This is a genomic window from Gottfriedia luciferensis (genome assembly GCF_001712755.1).
Taxonomy (GTDB): Bacteria; Bacillota; Bacilli; order Bacillales; family Bacillaceae_G; genus Gottfriedia; species Gottfriedia luciferensis_B.
The window spans coordinates 71,674-91,710 of record NZ_MDKC01000006.1 but is presented as its reverse complement, the minus strand read 5'-3'; the positions used below and the strand labels follow the sequence as shown (position 1 = coordinate 91,710).

The following is a 20,037-nucleotide window of genomic DNA, read 5'->3' as shown; positions in this document are numbered from 1 at the left end:
TATGAAGGTACTTTCAATGATTCAACCTTGGGCCAGCCTTTTCCTTTTTAATGAAGCACAATACGAAACAAGAACATGGAAAACTAAATATCGTGGTCCATTGGCGATTCACACAAGTAAAAAAATAGATAGTAATGTTTGTAATAACAAAGCAATTCAGTATTTGCTTAGTAAGCACGAGGTGAATAGGAGCAATCTACCAACCGGCAAGATTATTGGTGTCTGTAATCTTATTAATTGTTTAAAAGTAATAGAAGATAATCAAGAAAGTGCAGTATTGGAAGATGGACGTATTGTTTCAGGAAATGACTACTTCTTAGGAGATTTTAGAGTAGGGAATTATATTTGGGAAGTTTCCAATAAAGAAATGTTAATCGATTTTATACCTGCTAAAGGAAAATTAGGTTTATGGGAATACGATATAAATTAATTGTTCACTTCTGGAAAAACACACTAATAAGCGTTAGCACAACTAAAGAACCAATTAGTTCAATTTGATATCTATAGTTATCTTTATTTTCCTCCATTTAATAATAGCAATGATAATTGCACCTATAACCACTCACGAAACAGTCATATCTTGTTAAATGTACGAAAAAACAAACGTATTTCATTTTATTTTTCTTACAGAGGTGGACTCTTTCACGGTGGATTCATTGGGCTACATTTTGGATACATCATTGGAAACAAATGAGAAGTAGAAGACAAATCAAATATTAAAGGTGATTTTGATGAATAAAACAACAACAACAAAACAAGAAATTATCAATGCATTTCAATTCCGCTATGAAACAAAAAAATTTGACCCAACAAAAAACATTTCTAACGAAGATTTCCAATTCATTCTAGAAGCGATTGGCGTCTGATGGTATAGCGATTTCTTCCGATGGAAAGATTTTATTTTATTGTCCACTTACCAGTCGGGATTTGTATTCGATCTCAACAGAAGCTCTAAGAGACAGAACGATACCTGACATGGATTTACTATATCAGGTGGAGTACTGGGGAGAAAAAGGTACGTCTGATGGAATGATCACTGGGGCAAAAGGATCCATTTATGACGGAGACTATGAAAACAACAGTATTCGAAAGATATTGCCGAATGGCATAATGGAAACAATCGCTCATGATCCGAGAATTTTATGGCCAGATACTTTTTCAATTGGGCCGGATCAATACTTATATGTCATTGTGAACCAATTACATCGGCAGGCAAAGTTTCATTATGGAAAAGACCTGCGACAGAAACCTTATAGTTTACTTCGTATGAAAATTGATGAATTCCCTGCTTCTACCTTTTCGTAATAAAAAATAGTTGAATAATTTTTACAATACGTCAGGTGAGGTTTAATCGGTTTTTATCCGGGAATTAGCTGACGAGTCTACCTTCAATCTTAAAACTCATATATTTCCGACCATTTCACAAAAAAATGGTTTTTAAGAACAGTTTTTTAGGTCACCAAGTGACGAGTTAGAATCTCTTTAACTTCAGGCATTCCTGATTCGGTAACTGCAAACGCATAATTTCTAATTCCATTTTTAGCTGCAATTAATTAATCCATTGCAACCATTTGATCAGATAGTCCATCCATTCCAGTTAACCTTTCAATGATTGCATTCATATTCATTCATCTCCTAATTATTGCTTTGCATTGGATAAGATAGAAGCTAATATTCATATAAGAGGTTTTAGCTGCATCTTGAGTAAATCTTCCAATACCTCTGTTGACATACACATTCAATCCCCTCTCTCTTTGTCTATCCTCTAAAATTTCTAAATAATGTCCAAAGGCATTTTTCTAGTCGGTTGCGGAAATACCTCATCAAGTCTATTTAAATCCTCTTTTGTTAATTCAATTATAGTAGCTTCCGCATTTGCTAGTACATGTTCTTCTTGAACAGCTTTTGGAATAGCTATACAATCGTTAGAACAGATTGTCCAAGCGAGAGCGATTTGTAAGAGTTGTACAGCGTATTTTTCTGCAATCTCTTTAATGGTTGAATCCGTTAACAATTGTCTTCTTAATGAACCTCCTTGAGCTAGTGGGCTAATGCCATAATAGGCATGTGATGTTCTCGCTGCCATGGTAAGAGATCATAATCTATACCCCTTGAACCAAGATGATATAACACTTGATTAGTCATACAATTTTTTCCGTTAGTGGTGTTCCATAACTCTTTCATAACATCGGTATCAAAATTGGAGACTCCCCATCTTACTATTTTTTCTTCCTTGCGTAGCTTTTCCATTCCTTCAATGGTTTCTGCTAATGGCACACGTCCTCGCCATTGTAAAAGGTACAAATCAAGATGATCGGTTCCAAGCCTTTTTAGACTGTTTTCACACGCTTTGGCAATCATATCTAATCCTGCATGATGAGGATACACCTTTGATACTAAAAAGACGTCATCTCTACGTCCCTTAATTGCTTCACCTACTAAGCGTTCAGAATCGCCATCACCATACATTTCCGCCGTATCTAATAGTTTCATTCTTAATTCTATTCCGAGTTGTAAAGCTTTGATTTCCCTTTCTCTCATTTGAGGATTTTTTCCCATGTACCAAGTTCCTTGTCCTATTCTTGGTAGAGAAGTTCCATCAGGCAATGTAACTACACAACTTTCAAGGGAATTTTTTATTTTTGTTAATTTATTTTCGTCCTGTACACTCATAAAAATCAACACTTCCTTTTGTATCTTTTTATGTACTTAATGAACAAAAAAGGCGGCAATACTCTTTTGCAGTGTTGCCGCCAGTAAATCACTCAATTCTTACCTTATTTCTATTTTAGTTAGAACTGCTGCTTGGTAGGGTGGTAAGCTTCGGTTCAACATCCATTTAGGCATCATACTAAGTGAGCACCACCATCAATAAGAACAGCCGTCCCAGTAGTAAAACCATTTTTAGCAAGGTATACATAGGTTTCAGCTATGTCTTCCGGCTTTGCAATCCGTCCAACAGGGAGCTGTTGTGCAATGCCGTTGAACAGTGCTTGCCTCTGATCATCTGACATTCCAGCATAGATTGGAGTGTCTACAATACCAGGTGAAACCACGTTTACCCTAATAGGGGCTAGGTCTACGGAAAGTCCTCGAACCAATCCTTCAATGGCTGAATTGATTGCCGCTAACGTAGTAGCGCCTTGAGGAGGACGAACGCCATATACGCCAGAGGTTAAGGTGATTGAGCTCTCATTGCTTAAATATGGAAGTGCTGAACGGACAGTAATATATTGCCCCCAGAACTTACTATCAAACGCCTCTTTAGCACTTGCCACAGGCAGTTCGCTAAAGTGCCCCATTGCGCCTTCACCTGCTGTTACCACAAGGTGGTCAAATTTTCCAACCTTACTGAAAAATTCTGCTACTTTTTCTTCGCTTCGAAAATCGATTTCAATTGCTTCTACACTGCCACGAAGAACTTGTTTTGCTTCATTTAATTTGGAAACAGAACGGCTGGCAATAATCACTTGAGCAGATTGATCTAGAAACGCTTTAGCAGTTGCTAAACCAATACCAGAAGTACCCCCTAAAACAACTACTCGTTTACCATTTAATGACATAGTAAAACCCTTCCTTCTTAAATTTTTTGTATTGATCATTCAATGTGAAATTTATTTCTAAAACGATACTATTAGTACCTATTATTCAGCTAATAGTTTTAAGGATTCACGATTAAAGGCAGGAATGTCATCCGGAAAACGGCTTGTTACAATATTATTGCTTACTACAACTTCTTCATCTTTGTAGTTAGCACCTGCATTTGTTAGATCGTTCCTTATTGATTTGAAACCTGTTATGTCGACGCCTTTTAATTCCTCCTTTTAATCTTAACTTTTTCATTTAATAAATTGTTCTGCGATTAATCGATATGATTGATGCTTATCCTTTGATGAATAAGTGATAGTTACAATCATGATTTCATCTGCTAATACATGAGATTGAATTTCTAATATTTTACTTTTCACCTCTTCAGGAGTACCTATAATCATTTTCTTTTTTATTCTTTCAATAGACTTTTGATTACGTAGATTTAATAGAATTTTTTTTGCCTCATCAACAGAAGGAACTCCTTTGTTTCCTTCCATACTCTCATTTTGTAGTTTCCAAACAATTGAACTTAAAGCAATTTCTTCTGCTTGTTGAGTAGTTTCTGCACATATTACTGATAAAGCCATAATGACGTATGGTTTTTGGCCTTTTTTTCTTGGTTGAAATGACTGACGATATTGTTGGACGATTTCTGCTCCGTTTTCATCACTCATAAATTGTCCGAAACTATAGGCTAAACCGTTTTCCGCCGCAAAATTTCCACTTTTTCTACTTGTACCTAACATCCAAAGATCAGGACTAATTTGCGGTAACGGAGCAGCCTCTAATACGGTCCCTTCATTATCTATGTATTTAATTAATTCATTTACTAAATCAGGCATTTTATAGACATGTTGCAAATAGTTATCCGATAATGCATTTGATGCTTCAGCAGGACCACCCGGTGCCCTTCCAATCCCTACATCAATTCGATTAGGAAATAGAGTGGATAACATGTGATAGGTTTCTGCTACTTTATACGGCTTATAGTATGGCAATAAAACTGCTCCAGAGCCAATTCGTATATGTTTTGTATTTGCACCAATAAACCCTAACATTACCTCGGGCGCGGAGCATGCAAGCCCTGGCATTGCATGATGTTCAGCAATCCAATAACGTGAATATCCTAATGTCTCCGCAATGCGTGCGAGATTCATTGATTCCTGTAATGCTTCATTTGCCGTTTGATTAGTTGAGATAGGAGACTGATCTAAAATGCTTAATTTCATAAGATGAAAATCCCCTTTTCTATTATTCCGTTTCTTTCAAAGTCAGTTTATATTCACCAATTTGCCCTTTTTCGTATAGATTCGTAATTGATGTTGAATATTCTTGAATCGTTCCGCGGAACTCAAGATGTCTCTCGAGTACGATTACATCAAATGTTCCTTTGTATAATAACGTTGCTATGTCATGGTAGTCGTCACTTGTAACATAAAAAGTTAACGATATCTGTGTTTTACCTTCTATCTTTTTTTCATCATATTGTGTGATTTTAATTTTAGTATCATTTAGTTGGATTTCTGTAACCATTTCATCATCGTCCCTTTCTTTTTGACCCGCACTTTTATTGAATTTGGTTTAGCGTAATCGATCAGGCATCATAATACTCAGGAAATCTACAATCCCATTCCCTATCATGAGTTCTTCTCTATCTTGATCAACTAGTACTCTTCTGATCGTATCTTCTTTTCCCTCCAGCACTTTACTTGTCCAATGAGGGTCAATGATGAGAGAGCGCCCTACTGTCACTATTTCAGCGTTTGTCAATGTATCCTCTGCATCCTGTTTAGTACGAATATCACCAACACCAATTAAAGGTACACCTCCATTTATTTTCTCATGAACACATTGCATAATAGATTTTTCTTTATAATCTTCAGATACAGATACTCGCTTAAAGTCACCTAATGATATATACAAATAGTCTAACTTTTCAGCTAATTTATCAACAAGATAAAGGGTATCTGACATTTTTATTCCAGGTTCTTCATATTCTTCTGGGGAAAAATCGATATCCCACAATAAAATCTTGAACATTTGAATTATCCACGACCTCAGTAACAGAATCAACTAATTGGTTTATGAAATTAAATCGTTTCTCTATACTTCCTCCCCATTGGTCTTCACGACGGTTTGAGTGTGGAGAGGAAAATTGTTGGATTTTATAGGTGTTTGCTCCATGAATTTCTACCCCATCAAATCCAGCTTTAATTGCACGTTCAGTCGCTTTTTTAAAGTCTTGGATTAAGTCGAATATTGCATCTTCTGTTAACGCTCTTGGAATTTCTGCATTCAGACGTTCGGTAGCGATGGCACTGGCAGAATTTTCCACAATTCCAACAAACTGACCGCCCAGATGTTTGTGCTTATTCCTTAGGGCTCGGTAAATTAACTATCTTGGTAGATGACACACCGTTTGTATTAATTGCACCAATTACCTTTTTTCACCTTTTCCAATCACCTGAGGATTATATTAATCGTTGGCCGGTTGCAAGTTTTTTAAGAGTTATTCGATATATAAGCTTTTTTCTGTCCGTCACACTAATACCATTTTATGTTGCACTAACAACCCACCATTATCAAATGATTCCCTTACAAATACTATTTGTAATAGTGGAATCTAGAAGTAAACTACCTTTTACACCATTTTGGGAAGCAATAGTGATGTTATCTATTCTTGAAATCATAAAAGAAGCAAGTTTACGGATGCCGACCAAATCAAGTCAAACCTTAGGGGTTATTGGTGGTATAGTTATCGGTCAAGCAGCGGTTGAAGCGGGTTTTGCGAGCAAAGTATTAATTGTATTAGTTTGTATTTCAACCATCTCCTCATTTTTAGTACCAAACTATTTGATGACGAAGGCAAATACAATCATTCAATTTGGTTTTCTTCTCCTTTCATCCTTTTTCGGTGTTTTTGGAATTGCCATGGGAGCAGTTGCCATTTTGGCACATCTAAATGGTCTTACTTCCTTAAAACAACCCTATTTTTCACCAATCGCTCCATTTTACTGGAAGGACTGGATCGATCTCTTTATTAGAGGGCCTTTAATAAAGATGAAAGCCCGTCCGGAACATTTACACCCTTTACAGAAATGGAGATACAAACGAAGGATGTGATTTAAAGTTGACCACATTTTCTTTATTTGATAAATCATCTAAATTTGACGGAATCTATGCCTTTTTCATCGTTAACCGTTTCCAAATGCTTTACCTATTTTTTTTAATGCCTACCTACTTATTACACCCGTATATGATTTGGGCCATTGTTGCAATGGCAATCTTTTCCCAACTCAATATATGGCTGTTATGCAAATGGCTAGAATCAAATGTTGCTAAAAAGGGATATAAAGGTTTTGTAGAGCTTTTTGGTGTTCGAATTGTAAGGCTTTTGACTTTTTTAGGCCTTATATTGATGCTAATCAAAATTACGGTGATCACACTCGGATACTTAGAAGTCATTCATGATTTTATTTTCCCATCAATGAATTCAAATTGGATTATTTTTTTCATTCTACTTACGAGCTCCTATGTTGCTTCACTAGGAATGAAAAATACCATACAGTTTGTGGTAATTGTTTTTTTATGTGTTTTTTGGATGATTTTTTTATATTATCCCTTTTTTATTCCACCAATCGCTGCATTACATGATTTGTATCCCTTGATACCAACAAATTGGACAACTGATTCATGGAAAGGATTGTTACTAATTTGGGCTTCATATTCAGGACCAGAGTATTTAATCTGTTTAATTCCTTGGATCAAACCACAACAAAAAATGAGTAAATATTTAACCTATGCGAATGCTCTTTCTACTTCAGAGTATTTGCTATTGTTTATTGCGAGTATATTCTTTTTCGGTTCAAATTATTTAAGTAAAAATAAATACCCTATTATCCATATGATCCGATACTTACAATCTCCCTTGTTTGAACGACTGGATATTATCCTGATTTCACTACATATGTTTTTATTGGTGTTTGCTATATCAATTTTCTTGTTATGTATATATGGGGCTACAAGAATCATCCTAAAAAAAACAAGTAAACAACCTTCACGTATGGGTTTTGCTGTCACTTGTATTATGTTATTTCTCTGCTTTGTAATTGTGAATAATTGGATTTGGTCCATTGAAACCGAACAGAACATTCTCCTGAATATTCATATTTGGTTAAGTGGAATTACTTACATTATCGTACCAACATTCTTGCTCCTATTGACAAAGCTAAAAGGGCGTGTGAAAGCATGAGACGAAAGAAAATTCTTTTGGTTTGGGGAATCTTTGTTTCATTAGTCATTATTCCAGGATGTGCCCCATTTGTTGAGAATAACACAATTGAAGATATTGCCCCTGTCACTTTTTGGTCAATTAGTAAAGGGGAAAAAGAAAAAATAAAAATGAGTACATTAGTCCCTCCATTAGCAAATGTACCAAAAAGCTTATTAACACTCGAAGTTGATCTCCTTAAACAGGGAGGAAAAGACTTTAATTTAAGATATTATCGTGAAATGAAGGTTGGACAACTCCGTATGTTTTTAATTCATGAAGAACTAGCGAAACAAGGGATTATTCAGTTGATTAACACGCTATTGACAGACTATGATATTTCGCAACGAATGTATTTAGTAATCGTTAAAGGTAATTTTGACGAATATATTAACAGACAAGAACAGAAGCAAGAAAACCTTGATTATTACCTATATCGGATGCTAAGACACTATGAGAAGAAAAAACAAGGTGAAATGACCATTGTCAATTTGCATGAATATAAAAATAAGCTGTTTTCACCATTTTCAGATCCCGTTCTTCCTGTTTTCAAAGTAGTGAAAGATAACTTTACTTACGAGGGAACTGCTTTATTTAGCAATGATAAATTAATAAAAACAGTCACAAATACCGAAGATCAAATATTTCAACTTCTTGATAATGATCACTATTTGAAGTTTTTCCCAATACCCAAATTAGATGTGGTTATTGGACATCTACGCTCAAGAGTAAATGTGGATTTAGATAAAAATCTTTCCCTAGTTACAATAAACGTGAAACTAAATGGAAGAATTGAGGAATATCAAGGTAATAAAAATTTCCTCAATGGAAATGAACTGAAGCAGCTTAATAAGGAAATTGAAACTGAATTAGAAATGAAAACTACGGACCTCATAAAAGAAATGCAAGAGCTGAAGGTGGATCCTCTTCAAATCGGGACACACTCCCTTAGTCCCTTTTCCAAACCCATCAGCGAGAAGGGATGGTTAGCCGCTTGGGGAAAAATGAAAGTAAAAGTTAATTATCAGCTTTATTTTAAGGCATTACAAAATACTAAAAATAATTATTAGATTATCAGAAAAGAGGTTGACCCCCTTGGCGGAGTCAACCTTAGATTACCAGTTAAAATTTACCTAATGGCCTCTTGTCTTACTAAAGGATTCAAGCCAGCAGTTTCCATATAATCTTTTCCCCAGTTATACATAGCATCGAGAATCGGCATCAAGCTTCTTCCTTGTTCAGTAATGGAGTATTCTACCTTTGGAGGAACCACAGGATAGACTTCACGTTTTACAATCAAGTCTTCTTCCAGTTCTCGCAATTGATTAACTAGCATTCTCTGCGTGATCCCTGGCATAAGAGCTTTCAGTTCACCAAATCGCTTCGTTCCCTCTTTTCCTAGATGCCATAGTATAAGCATCTTCCATTTACCACCGATAACGGAAAGAGTTAATTCTTTTTCACAATTAAAAATCTTATCCTGCATTCGCGACATTTCACTTCACCTCCATATTTATTATAACCCAAAGTATACTTTTTTCACTATATAAAAAAAAAGTATGTACTTGCAATGTCCATCCATACATTATATATTAGCAGTGAATATATAGTCTATTCTGCTGTACAAGAAGGGAGTTAAAGAATGATGGAACAATTTAAAGCATTGATGGTAGATAAAAATGAAAACGATTTTTCTGTTCAAGTCAAAAATATTACCTTAAATGAGTTACCTCAAGATGATGTTTTAATCAAGGTTACTTATTCTGCGATTAACTATAAAGACGGTTTAGCTAGTATTCCGAATGGAAAAATTGTCACAACCTATCCCTTTATTCCAGGTATTGATTTAGCAGGTGTAGTCGTAGCGTCTCAAGATCCACGCTTTCGCGAAGGAGATGAGATCATAGCAACAAGCTATGAAATTGGGGTATCCCATTATGGTGGTTATAGTGAATATGCCCGCATTCCTGGTGATTGGATTGTCCCTTTACCCGAAAATTTAACGTTGATGGAATCAATGATTTTGGGGACAGCAGGTATTACTGCAGCCCTTTCCATTCAAAGGTTAGAAGATAACGGTTTATCGCCAGAAAAAGGCAAAGTCCTTGTCACTGGAGCTACTGGTGGGGTAGGAAGTTTAGCTGTTTCCATGCTTTCAAAAAGAGGATACGAAGTTGTCGCTAGTACGGGTAAAAATTCTGAGCATACTTTTTTACATAAGCTCGGTGCAAAAGAGATTATCTCTCGTGAAGATGTCTTTAATGGTAAAATAAAAACTCTTGATAAACAAAATTGGGTTGCAGCGGTTGATCCAGTTGGAGGAGAGACACTTGCTTCCATTCTAAGTAAAATCCACTATAATGGTTCAGTTGCGGTCAGTGGTTTAACTGGTGGAGGAAGCGTTCCTACCACCGTGTTTCCGTTTATTTTACGTGGCATAAACCTTCTCGGAATTGATTCTGTTTATTGTCCAATGGATGTTCGGCAAGAACTATGGAATCGCATGGCAACCGATTTAAAACCTTCTACTCTTTCTGAAATTATACAGAAAGAAATTACACTTAAAGAATTACCTGAAAACTTGCCTACTATTTTAAAAGGACAAGCAAGAGGTAGAATCATTGTAAAGATATAGAAAACATAAGAGAGGGACTCAAAGTCTCTCTCTTATGTTTTTACCTTCTTAACATGACAACATTTTTTCCTTGATATAAAGTGATCACCAAGTCAGTCATTCCAACAAACAAACCGTTTTCAACGACTCCCGGTATCATTTTAAGTATTCGTTCTAACGTTTCAGGCTGAACCTACTCAGGAATTCGGCAGTCAAAAATATAGTTTCCATTATCAGTAATAAACGAATTTTCTCTGTTTAATCGAATTTCTGGGACTAATCCAATGGCTCTAATATGTATTTCCGTCATTTCATAACCGAACAAAATAACTTCTATGGGCAATCGAAACGCACCTAATTTCTCTACCCTTTTAGATGAATCTGCTACAACAATAGCAATTTACCAAGCCCCACAACCATGCCATCTTTTATAAACTCTGCTGCTTCTTCACCGACTATTTTTTTATCAACCATTTTGACACCCATCATAACAAGGTCCTTTCTTTTTCATAAAGCACAATTATCATTGATCTAATTCTTTCCAAACTTTCGTAATCAGTGGCAGAAGGAGGTTGTTCCATCCATCCCTTTTCTATTAATAGTTTTATACCATCTTCAGCAATTAAGGCAATTTGGGTATTCATTTGTGCGTAATCTGCCGTTAAGTCTCTTCTTTGCCCCATTGAGAATGCCTCACTATAATAAGCAATTGCTGCAGAAAGCAGTGTCGCAATATGAAATAGCATAAGTTCATCTGAAAAGGGTGGAACTGTTGAATCTGTTACTTCTGTTTCAAATAACTTTGGAACATGAAGAATTCTCCTCTTTTAACATTGAACTTAGAATATCAAAGTGTTTAATACAAAGCTTATGAGCACGTTCCATATAATCTCGTACCTCTTTAGAATGACAAACTTGACTGAATCCTAACTCCAGTAACATTTTCACCATTGTTTTCTGAATATTAAGACGCACACCACAACAATGACAATTTGGGCAATTATCAAGCAACTTATACAGAAAATTGGCCATGCGGAATGGTGCATTGTTTCTTTTAAAGTTAATAGTAAGACTATATAAGCGGTTTGTCTTATAGTATACTTTTTAACACTATGTAAAATAAAAGTGCGTACTTTCAATGTTTAATCATACGTTATATACTTGCAATTGTTCAGTGAGAGGACATGATATTCCTTATTGCTTACTGTTATAGATAAAGCACTATAAGGATACTATAAAAGTATTTTTACACTTTGGAGACATTATTACTGAACAACAATAAAAAAATTATAGGAGTGAATATAGATGGAATTACAATTAGCATTAGATTTAGTTAATATCCCAGAAGCAATTGAGTTAGTTAAAGAAGTGGAGGAGCACATTGATATCGTTGAAATCGGTACACCGGTTGTAATCAATGAAGGTCTTCATGCTGTAAAAGCAGTTAAAAAAGCATTCCCTAACTTAAAGGTATTAGCAGACCTAAAAATCATGGATGCTGCTGGTTATGAAGTAATGAAAGCTTCTGAAGCAGGTGCTGATATCGTCACAATTCTTGGAACTGCTGAAGATATGTCAATCAAAGGTGCTGTTGAAGAAGCGAAAAAACAAGGTAAAAAAATCCTTGTTGATATGATTGCTGTAAAAGACCTTGCTGGACGTGCAAAAGAAGTGGACGCAATGGGTGTTGATTATATTTGTGTTCATACTGGCTATGATCTTCAAGCAGTTGGAAAGAACTCTTTTGAAGATTTACAAACCATCAAAGGTGTTGTAAAAAATGCTAAAACCGCAATCGCAGGTGGTATTAAGTTAGACACACTTTCAGAAGTCATCAAAGTACAACCAGACCTTGTTATTGTAGGTGGCGGGATAACTGGACAAGCTGATAAAAAAGCTGCTGCTGCCAAAATGCAACAAATGATTAATCAAAGGTAATTCAGATTATGAATACAACTCAATACCTAGCTGAAATCATAAAAGAGTTAAATCGCTCCGTAGATTTAATTTCGAATGATGAAGCTGAAAAATTAGTTAATGGGATTCTTGAATCAAAAAAAATCTTTGTTGCAGGCGCAGGTAGATCTGGATTTATGGCTAAATCATTCGCCATGCGAATGATGCACATGGGGATAGATTCCTATGTGATTGGCGAAACAGTAACCCCTAACTTTGAAAAAGATGACATCTTAATCATTGGATCAGGTTCAGGAGAAACGAAAGGTTTAGTTTTCATGGCCGAGAAGGCAAAAAGCATCGGTGGGACGATTGCAGCTGTAACCATTTTCCCTGAGTCCACTATTGGACAATTAGCGGATATCACAATTAAGTTGCCTGGCTCACCTAAAGATCAGTCGGAGAGTGATTTTAAGACGATTCAACCAATGGGCTCATTATTTGAGCAAACACTTTTACTATTTTACGACGCTGTGATTCTTCGGTTCATGGCGAAAAAAGGTTTGGATACCAATAAAATGTATGGTAGACACGCCAACTTAGAATAAATATATTATTCTTTGAGTTCTAATTAGGAAAGACCGCAAGCTGTTTCCATGCAAGCTTGCGGTCATTCTGTTACAATAAATACTTCAATTTGTAATAATTTTTAGGAGTGATAAAATGATTTCTTTAAATGGAAAAACTGCAATAGTTACTGGCGCAGGAAGAGGCATTGGACGTGCTACTGCTATCGCCTTAGCAAAAGAAGGCGTTCATTTAGGTCTAATTGGCTTAAATATATCTAATCTAGAAAAGGTAGCTGCTGAACTAGCACAATTTGATGTAAAGGTTTCGGCAGCAACAGCAGATGTAACCGATCTTGAATCCGTTACCCATGCTGTTGAACATATCAAATCAGACTTAGGTCCAATTGATATCCTAATCAACAATGCTGGTGTTGCTAAATTTGGTGGGTTCCTTGATCTGACACCAGAAGAATGGGAAAAAATCATCCAAGTCAATTTAATGGGTGTGTATAATGTAACAAGAACAGTATTACCAGGAATGATCGAAAGAAAATCAGGAGATATCATCAATATCTCTTCATCTGCTGGCCAAAAAGGTGCTCCTGTTACAAGTGCTTACAGTGCTTCTAAATTCGCTGTTTTAGGACTAACAGAATCACTTATGCTAGAAGTAAGAAAACATAATGTCCGTGTTACTGCTTTAACACCAAGTACGGTCGTTACTGATTTAGCCATTGATACAAATCTTGTTAAAGGCAATGAAGAAAACGTTATGCACCCAGAAGACCTTGCAGAATTAGTCGTGGCTAGTTTAAAATTTAATCCAAGAGTTTTCATTAAAACAGCTGGATTATGGTCAACAAATCCATCATAAAACGAAGCAGATCCATTGGGGTCTGCTTCTTTAGTTCGAACAAAATAGTTATTTCCCGCTAACAACGACAAACGTATCTGCGAACCAACTTTTGTTTTTCACCGTTACGATGACATCTTTTGGGTTGATATTACTTGGAACTTCACAAAGCACATAGCCTGTGACATCGATCCCAGGATTAATCAGTTCGTTTTCAAATGTTCGGGCACCATCTAAAATTAATCCATCTGTTGCAGACCACTTAACCGCATTATATCGATTCCCCTTTACATCCGTGATATTGATTAAGTCGTCATCGATTCGCTTCGGTTCATCATATGTATTTTTAAACCACACTTTGACATATACATAGTGACTAGTGTTTTTTAACCCTTCGTGGTTCGTGCTTTTAAAAATATGGTCAAAATCATAGGATTAGACTGCAATTTTTTCGACACGCACATCGAGACCGTCCATGTGTGAGAACTCACCAACCGTACTTTCAATGATTGTTCGTTCCCCGAAATCTGTTTGTTCTTTCTTTATGGTTGAACCAAATGCCACACTTGAGATGCTGAATGTGAAGCACCCTACGATGCATACTATTTCAATCCATTTCCCGATTCTCTTTAACACCATAAAGCGACACCTCCAAAAACGTATTATCTTTAGTATTTCCAGTTTTTTTCATATAAAACAAGCATCACGTTTCAAAAATCAAGGTCGCTATTCTTCTAATTGTTGTAAATAATTGATAAAAAGCACACGTATACAAGAAAGTCCCATGTGAGGTCTATTGTGTATATCTATTAATCTAGAGAAGTGAAGATCAACAACATCTTCACTTCTTTTTTATTTTTTTTGATTTAATTTCAGATTGGAGTTGACTTAATTTTTCTGTCCCAATTTTCATCAATTAATATAAAAGTAACACATTTGTGTCGTATTTTAATTTTTAAAGAGCAGTGCTTCAAGTTAACACATTTGTGTCGCATTCCCTCCGAGTAAACACATTTGTGTCGTAATCCACAGACAAGAATATGTTACTTCTCCTTGATAAATCAACGTTTATATGAAATAAAAAGTAAACAGATTTGTGTCGGTGGACATGACGTGTTCAAAGACAACAATTTGTCTACTTTTATGACACAAATTTGATACCTTTTACAAATATTGGAAATTCGTTAAGTAAATACCGCTCAAATCCGAACAATTAAACCCTATTCATTTACTTAAGTATTTCTAAGTTTATATTTTATTTAAGCTTTTCTTCTTCATACTACACAAATTTGATTACTTGGATAAATATATTACATAATCTACATTTTTTCTCATTAATATTGGGAATTTATCTTTATCAATTGTATTTTCAATAAGTAGTAACTCTCCTTAAAAATATAAAAAACCGCTGTTAAAAGTTTATTAACAGCGATTTTTATTAATTCAACATTTTTAAAAATTTTAGATCGTCCTCTTCATTAAATTCTTCCATAATTTTAGGCATATCTCCCAATTATCTTCTTGGCTAACTTGTTGATACAAGTATTGCTCATAATATATAGTTAATTCGGTCATTTCGCTTGAAGTAAAAAGAGAATCAATATATTTTGCATAATTTCTAAGTGTTTCGTTATCGTTACGTTTTAATCCATAACGAGCTAATTGACGTAATAAAGTAAGGTAAGCTGATTCTAGTCTATCGTCTTTTTTACTAAAACGGTAATTTAACAAGAAATAGTAAGGGAGCCATTTTCTACGATTTAGATAAATGATACCTATAATAGCAAGGATCAGCCCTAGAGAAAGAAAAATCTCTTTCCAACCATTCATAATTGATTGTTTAATCTCTGACCAGAGACTAGAAGAGTTATTTGTTTTTTTAGGGTTCTTTGATTCTTCACCTGTTACTTCTAGTTCATGCATCGGTTTATTTTTAAGTACAGTTGTAGGTAAATCTTGCTGTTGGGTGGTAGAGGAATTTTCGTTGCTGTTAGTGAAATTTTGTTCATTCGAAATAGAAAACCCTTTAGTAGGTTCAAATGCCACCCAGCCTTGATTTGGTAAAAATACCTCAACCCATGAGTGAGCATCGTTAGCATTCACTTCGTAAATTTGTTTTGATGGGTCTCCTTTACTATTTCTAACATAATTACCGCCAGAGAATCCTTTAACCCAACGTGTTGGTATTCCTATCGTTCTAAGCATTACTGCCATCGATGTTGAAAAATTATTACAATAACCAGCTTTCGTGTCAAATAAAAATTGGTCAACATAATCAACATTTTTACCTGGAAAAGCAACATTCTTTTTAGTATATCTGTATTCATCCCTATCAAAGTAAGTCTCTATTGCTTTCGCTTTGTCATACCAATTTGTTTTTCCTTTTGTTATTTGCTGCGCCAACTCACCTATTCTCTTAGGTAAATTTGCTGGTAATTGAGTATAATTTTGGTAAAAGACAGCATTGATCAAATTTGAATCAAGTTTTACTGTTTTGATTAAATCTTTTGCTTTATATCTAGGTATTTCATATTCTACTTCAAAACTGGCTGGAATCTCTGGAATGCTATTATTGAAATAGCTTATTCTGTCAATGGTTGTATCAAGTTTGAAAACATTTCGATCGGGATTAAAAGGTAGAATATTTACTACTTTTTTAATTCCTTCAGGATACATAATATAGTTATACTGATAGTTATCATTGATTGTGATCCTTGCTGTTTCGATTTTGGTCTCAATCGGATCTGGATAAGTATTTAACATTACAAAATCCTCTTTTTTTATAGGACGCTGCGTCGATGCAGAATCAACCCAACCTCGACCTGTATAGGTGTCTTTAGTCTCCATTTTCCAATATATACTTTGATTTGATTCATATTTAAAAATCGGATCATCATTATCTTTTATAGGTCCACCTAGTTTTGAATCATCGGTGTCGTACCCCACCGTTTTTGTTCCTCCACCGGAACCAACATTGTCATCCTGGTTAAATACTTGGAAAAACCGGTTTGAGGAAATCCAAATTGGTGAAGGCTTAGGGGCCAAAGATCCAATTAGGACAAAAAGAGTAATCATACTAACGAGTGGAACCATCCATTTTTTTACATATTCTGAATAATAATTAACTCTTCCTTTATCCATTAGATTTTCAAAAGTTAATAAACCCATTGTTGTAAAACCAAGTATTACTGTTCGAACAATGACAGGTTTGCCAACGTAATCGGTAAGCGAATCTAAAAGAGAAATATATAAAACTGTCAAAAGGAATAAGAAAAATATCCAATTGCGGTTTAAAAAGAAATTGATGAAATAGGCGATTATAGAAAGTGAAAGTAAGAATAATAATGTCTTGAATTCGTAAGTCAATTCATTTAAATGGCCAGTTGTAAGCCAAATAATGTTCTCAAATACATGTTTAATGAAGATTAATATCCATCTAAAATGAAAGAAACCTATATCGTAGTGGAATCGATTAACCAAGATTAAAACTAAGAATATGTTGATAATCCATTGAAGGATTCTTTTTACTTTAAAAAAAGATAATGTAAAAACTATTAATATGTATAGTATGAAGACTTTCATATGATCAGTATTGGGAAAATGATCAATGGGCCATATCCATTCCAATAACAATAAACAGCCATATGAATACAACAAAAATAAGGTGAAATTACTTTTTATCATCGTATATCTCCCCCTGTAAAGGCTGCATTAAAATTACCTTCACGTACAATGATTGTTCTCACCCCGTGTGCATTGGCGATTGAAATGAGTGATTTTTCACTTTCTGATACGACCATAGACTCTTCCTTAATCACAAATATTGTAAATGAGCCTTTTCTATTTTTAATAAAACTAGCTTTTTCGACCAAATTTTTCGATAACCGGGTAGTTATCAGGATATAAGATACACTTTGTTGAATGAAACGAAGTTCTTTTTCTAAAACCATCTCAATTGATGAAGTATTATTTGCTTCTATTTTCGCAAGGTGGTAATAAAGCTTTTGAAAATGTCCTTCTCCCCCTCTAATTGGAAAAGAATCTAGTTTTTTGTTATTTGTTAAAAGCCCAACCTGAATACCCTTTTTCAGTACAGTATGCAGAAAAGATGCTGTAAACGACACAATTGATTCGAAAAGATTATTTTGAGCACAATCCATTATGACAAACAGATCATTAGATTGTAATTCTTCAAACTCTTTTGTCATCATCTCATTTCGTTTCGCGGAAGCTTTCCAATTAATCCAGGAAAACCGGTCTCCAGACTGATATTCTCTTATACCAACAGCCATAGATATATCCCGCTGAAAGTGATGAATCGATACTGTTGAGGCTTGATTATTTTGATGCTCAAGTGAATGATAATAATACTCCGAATATTGGGGATATACTACGAACCTATTAATAATGTTGAACTTTATTTTCGATTCGAAAATACCAAGAGGATCACCAACCTTTATTGTTAAGGAATTAAAAATATACTCCCCTCGTGGTAATTTGTAAATCAAATAATTAAAGGAACATTCCTTTTTAAAGCCTGTTAAAATCAGCTCTTTTGTAAATTTTTGTTGATTAGTAGTTTGTAAACTATTTGAGTAATTTTCTACTATTAAAAAATAAAATACTGGAAAAAAATTTGACTTTTTCATGGTTAAAATAACTTTTATTGGATCTCCGACCTTGAAACCGTTTTCAGGAAGTTCTCTAGTCACTTTTAGATTTTCCAACGGATAAAATGAAAATGCAACACAGTATAAGATAAAAGGTAGAAAACTATAGAATAAAAACCAACTTACAAATCCCCCTTGAAACAAAGCATTCAAAAACAGTATTGGTAATAGAACATATAAAAGTAGGTACTTTCTGGCTTTTTTGAGGAAACGTAATTTTATTTTCATTATAATTTCACATTCCTTTTAACAGGTACAGAAATCGTTTTAATAATATTTTTAATAATTTTTTCAGCAGTAATTCCTTCAAATTTTGATTCTGAATTTAAAATAATTCGGTGGGATAATACAAATGGAGCTAAATATTGTATATCATCCGGTAAAACGTAATCACGTCCGTACATGAATGCATATGCTTGTCCCGCTTTCATAAGTGCGATTGAACCTCTTGGGCTTGCACCCAAATAAATATTTCGGTCCTCTCTCGTACTATTAACAATACTCACAATATAATGCTTAATTGATTCGTCGATATAAACATTCTTCATTTCCTTTTGAAGTGATAGTAAACCATCAATGTCAATGACAGGTTTTAGCTTATCAATTGGAGGGAGATTTTGGAACCTATTTAATATTTCTAATTCTTCAACCATAGTCGGATATCCCATTGTAATCTTTAGCAAAAATCGATCTAGCTGTGCTTCAGGAAGTGGATATGTACCTTCATATTCAATTGGATTTTGAGTCGCCATAACAAAAAAGGGCTTGGGTAGTTCATAAGTTATCCCATCAATTGTTATATTTGCTTCCTCCAAACCTTCTAATAGTGCAGACTGTGTTTTTGGGGATGTTCGGTTAATTTCATCAGCAAGGATAATATTCCCCATTAAAGGTCCTGGATGGAACTGAAACTCCATCTCTTTAGGGTTATAAATTGAAACCCCTGTTACATCTGAAGGCAACAAGTCTGGGGTAAATTGAATTCTACGGAAATTTGCATGAATGGATTTGGCAAGTGATTTTACCATCATTGTTTTCCCAACACCCGGCACATCTTCCAATAAAACATGCCCCCCTACAAGAAGGGCTACCAGACTTAATTCGACTACATTTCTTTTACCAATTATTACATTTTCGATATTTGTAATGATATTTTCAATATCAGGATGCATTTTTTCGTTGACCACGTTTTTAATCCTCCTTAAAGTGTAGTAGTTTGTTAAAATAATAGCTTTTCATTTCATCGTTCGATTCCTACTAGGGATAATATTCAAGGAGTATTTAAAAATAAATAGTTACTTTAAATTCTTCTTCGTTGACAGACTTATTCAATAAAACAATAGTAATAAATACAAATCGTTTGAATTGTATGTCGTTAGAAGCAAAATAATCACTAAACTTCAGTTTTACCATACAAGGTAATATAAAATTACAATTTTCATACTCCAAATAATGATCATGCTGACAATGGGAATCGTTATCTAAAGTATAGTATAATTTAGATAAAATTTCGATATATTAAAATATTCTAATAAAAGATAATTCCTATTTTGTAGTGTAATTGCATTTTCGAG

20 protein-coding genes and 7 pseudogenes are annotated in these 20,037 nt (G+C 34.6%); 10 read left to right on the top strand and 17 right to left on the bottom strand.

The features are described from left to right. Position 1: 1 nt before the first annotated feature. From BED47_RS07310 to BED47_RS07305, 3 genes and pseudogenes are all read left to right on the top strand, one after another. Positions 2-430 (top strand): 2-oxoglutarate dehydrogenase E1, encoded by a 429-nt coding sequence (locus tag BED47_RS07310; protein WP_069033102.1) that lies wholly within the window; start codon positions 2-4, stop codon positions 428-430. A 301-nt stretch (positions 431-731) separates the two neighbouring features. Next, positions 732-854 (top strand): annotated as a pseudogene (locus tag BED47_RS23165) (NAD(P)H-dependent oxidoreductase); the annotation flags it as partial. Next, positions 853-1,305: pseudogene (locus BED47_RS07305) on the top strand (SMP-30/gluconolactonase/LRE family protein); the annotation flags it as partial. The pseudogenes BED47_RS23165 and BED47_RS07305, both read left to right, overlap by 2 nt. 155 nt (positions 1,306-1,460) lie before the next feature. Here the strand turns inward: BED47_RS07305 and BED47_RS24060 are convergent. The 8 genes and pseudogenes from BED47_RS24060 to BED47_RS24050 form a co-directional block, all read right to left on the bottom strand. Then, positions 1,461-1,622, bottom strand: a pseudogene (locus BED47_RS24060) (spore coat protein); the annotation flags it as partial. Positions 1,623-1,774: 152 nt separating this feature from the next. After that, positions 1,775-2,673: pseudogene (locus tag BED47_RS07300) on the bottom strand (aldo/keto reductase). A 173-nt stretch (positions 2,674-2,846) separates the two neighbouring features. Then, a complete protein-coding gene (locus BED47_RS07295) occupies positions 2,847-3,563 on the bottom strand; it encodes an SDR family oxidoreductase (protein WP_025727352.1) in 717 nt (238 codons plus the stop codon). An 81-nt stretch (positions 3,564-3,644) separates the two neighbouring features. Further along, positions 3,645-3,815 (bottom strand): annotated as a pseudogene (locus BED47_RS23155) (DJ-1/PfpI family protein); the annotation flags it as partial. Positions 3,816-3,839: 24 nt separating this feature from the next. Continuing rightward, positions 3,840-4,820, bottom strand: coding sequence for an LLM class flavin-dependent oxidoreductase (locus BED47_RS07290; RefSeq protein WP_069033101.1), 981 nt, complete (start codon positions 4,818-4,820; stop codon positions 3,840-3,842). Between the two features lie 22 nt (positions 4,821-4,842). Then, the gene (locus BED47_RS07285) at positions 4,843-5,124 is read right to left on the bottom strand and encodes a DUF3219 family protein (RefSeq protein WP_069033100.1); all 282 of its coding nucleotides are present in this window, start codon (positions 5,122-5,124) and stop codon (positions 4,843-4,845) included. A gap of 48 nt (positions 5,125-5,172) precedes the next feature. Beyond that, positions 5,173-5,565 carry an oxidoreductase gene (locus BED47_RS24055; RefSeq protein WP_254664562.1) on the bottom strand — a complete coding sequence of 131 codons (393 nt, stop codon included), beginning with the start codon at positions 5,563-5,565 and terminating at the stop codon, positions 5,173-5,175. A gap of 16 nt (positions 5,566-5,581) precedes the next feature. After that, positions 5,582-5,926: an oxidoreductase gene (locus tag BED47_RS24050; protein ID WP_069033098.1), complete on the bottom strand. Its 345-nt coding sequence runs from the start codon at positions 5,924-5,926 to the stop codon at positions 5,582-5,584. On the opposite strand from BED47_RS24050, the pseudogene BED47_RS07270 reads away from it, so the two are divergent. The 3 genes and pseudogenes from BED47_RS07270 to BED47_RS07260 all read left to right on the top strand — a co-directional run. Further along, positions 5,920-6,714, top strand: a pseudogene (locus BED47_RS07270) (spore germination protein); the annotation flags it as partial. The gene BED47_RS24050 and the pseudogene BED47_RS07270 sit on opposite strands and share 7 nt — an antisense overlap. 7 nt (positions 6,715-6,721) lie before the next feature. Continuing rightward, a complete protein-coding gene (locus tag BED47_RS07265) occupies positions 6,722-7,843 on the top strand; it encodes a GerAB/ArcD/ProY family transporter (protein ID WP_069033097.1) in 1,122 nt (373 codons plus the stop codon). Beyond that, positions 7,840-8,931 carry a Ger(x)C family spore germination protein gene (locus BED47_RS07260; RefSeq protein ID WP_069033096.1) on the top strand — a complete coding sequence of 364 codons (1,092 nt, stop codon included), beginning with the start codon at positions 7,840-7,842 and terminating at the stop codon, positions 8,929-8,931. The genes BED47_RS07265 and BED47_RS07260 overlap by 4 nt, the downstream gene beginning before the upstream one ends. 59 nt (positions 8,932-8,990) lie before the next feature. Here BED47_RS07260 and BED47_RS07255 read toward each other — a convergent pair whose 3' ends face one another. Next, on the bottom strand, positions 8,991-9,356 hold the full coding sequence (locus BED47_RS07255; RefSeq protein ID WP_069033095.1) for a winged helix-turn-helix transcriptional regulator: 366 nt from the start codon (positions 9,354-9,356) through the stop codon (positions 8,991-8,993). A 147-nt stretch (positions 9,357-9,503) separates the two neighbouring features. Between BED47_RS07255 and BED47_RS07250 the strand changes: the two genes are divergently transcribed. Further along, complete coding sequence (locus tag BED47_RS07250; RefSeq protein ID WP_069033094.1) at positions 9,504-10,496, top strand: NADPH:quinone oxidoreductase family protein; 993 nt, start codon at positions 9,504-9,506, stop codon at positions 10,494-10,496. Positions 10,497-10,536: 40 nt separating this feature from the next. Here BED47_RS07250 and BED47_RS23145 read toward each other — a convergent pair. The 3 genes and pseudogenes from BED47_RS23145 to BED47_RS24565 form a co-directional block, all read right to left on the bottom strand. Further along, a pseudogene (locus BED47_RS23145) lies at positions 10,537-10,818 on the bottom strand (ribose-5-phosphate isomerase A). 142 nt (positions 10,819-10,960) lie between these two features. Next, positions 10,961-11,293, bottom strand: a complete 333-nt coding sequence (locus tag BED47_RS07245; protein WP_439097771.1) for a DUF3231 family protein — start codon at positions 11,291-11,293, stop codon at positions 10,961-10,963. Next, positions 11,268-11,417, bottom strand: coding sequence for a DUF3231 family protein (locus BED47_RS24565; RefSeq protein WP_439097769.1), 150 nt, complete (start codon positions 11,415-11,417; stop codon positions 11,268-11,270). Before BED47_RS24565 ends, BED47_RS07245 begins: the two co-directional genes overlap by 26 nt. A 363-nt stretch (positions 11,418-11,780) precedes the next feature. On the opposite strand from BED47_RS24565, the gene hxlA reads away from it, so the two are divergent. The 3 genes from hxlA to BED47_RS07230 all read left to right on the top strand — a co-directional run bounded on the left by hxlA (position 11,781) and on the right by BED47_RS07230 (position 13,814). Next, a complete protein-coding gene (hxlA, locus tag BED47_RS07240; RefSeq protein WP_069033093.1) occupies positions 11,781-12,413 on the top strand; it encodes a 3-hexulose-6-phosphate synthase in 633 nt (210 codons plus the stop codon). 8 nt (positions 12,414-12,421) lie between these two features. Further along, positions 12,422-12,979, top strand: a complete 558-nt coding sequence (gene hxlB, locus BED47_RS07235; RefSeq protein ID WP_069033092.1) for a 6-phospho-3-hexuloisomerase — start codon at positions 12,422-12,424, stop codon at positions 12,977-12,979. Positions 12,980-13,094: 115 nt separating this feature from the next. Further along, positions 13,095-13,814, top strand: coding sequence for a 3-ketoacyl-ACP reductase (locus tag BED47_RS07230; RefSeq protein ID WP_069033091.1), 720 nt, complete (start codon positions 13,095-13,097; stop codon positions 13,812-13,814). Between the two features lie 48 nt (positions 13,815-13,862). Here BED47_RS07230 and BED47_RS07225 read toward each other — a convergent pair whose 3' ends face one another. From BED47_RS07225 to BED47_RS07205, 5 genes are all read right to left on the bottom strand, one after another. After that, positions 13,863-14,150, bottom strand: coding sequence for a hypothetical protein (locus BED47_RS07225; protein ID WP_069033090.1), 288 nt, complete (start codon positions 14,148-14,150; stop codon positions 13,863-13,865). A 78-nt stretch (positions 14,151-14,228) separates the two neighbouring features. After that, entirely contained in the window at positions 14,229-14,432 is a 204-nt protein-coding gene (locus BED47_RS07220) for a hypothetical protein (RefSeq protein WP_069033089.1), read from the bottom strand. 822 nt (positions 14,433-15,254) lie between these two features. Continuing rightward, entirely contained in the window at positions 15,255-17,477 is a 2,223-nt protein-coding gene (locus BED47_RS07215; RefSeq protein ID WP_069033088.1) for a transglutaminase TgpA family protein, read from the bottom strand. Further along, a complete protein-coding gene (locus tag BED47_RS07210; protein ID WP_069033087.1) occupies positions 17,474-18,691 on the bottom strand; it encodes a DUF58 domain-containing protein in 1,218 nt (405 codons plus the stop codon). The genes BED47_RS07215 and BED47_RS07210 overlap by 4 nt, the downstream gene beginning before the upstream one ends. Further along, positions 18,691-19,635 (bottom strand): AAA family ATPase, encoded by a 945-nt coding sequence (locus BED47_RS07205; RefSeq protein ID WP_069033133.1) that lies wholly within the window; start codon positions 19,633-19,635, stop codon positions 18,691-18,693. Before BED47_RS07205 ends, BED47_RS07210 begins: the two co-directional genes overlap by 1 nt. Positions 19,636-20,037: the final 402 nt, after the last annotated feature.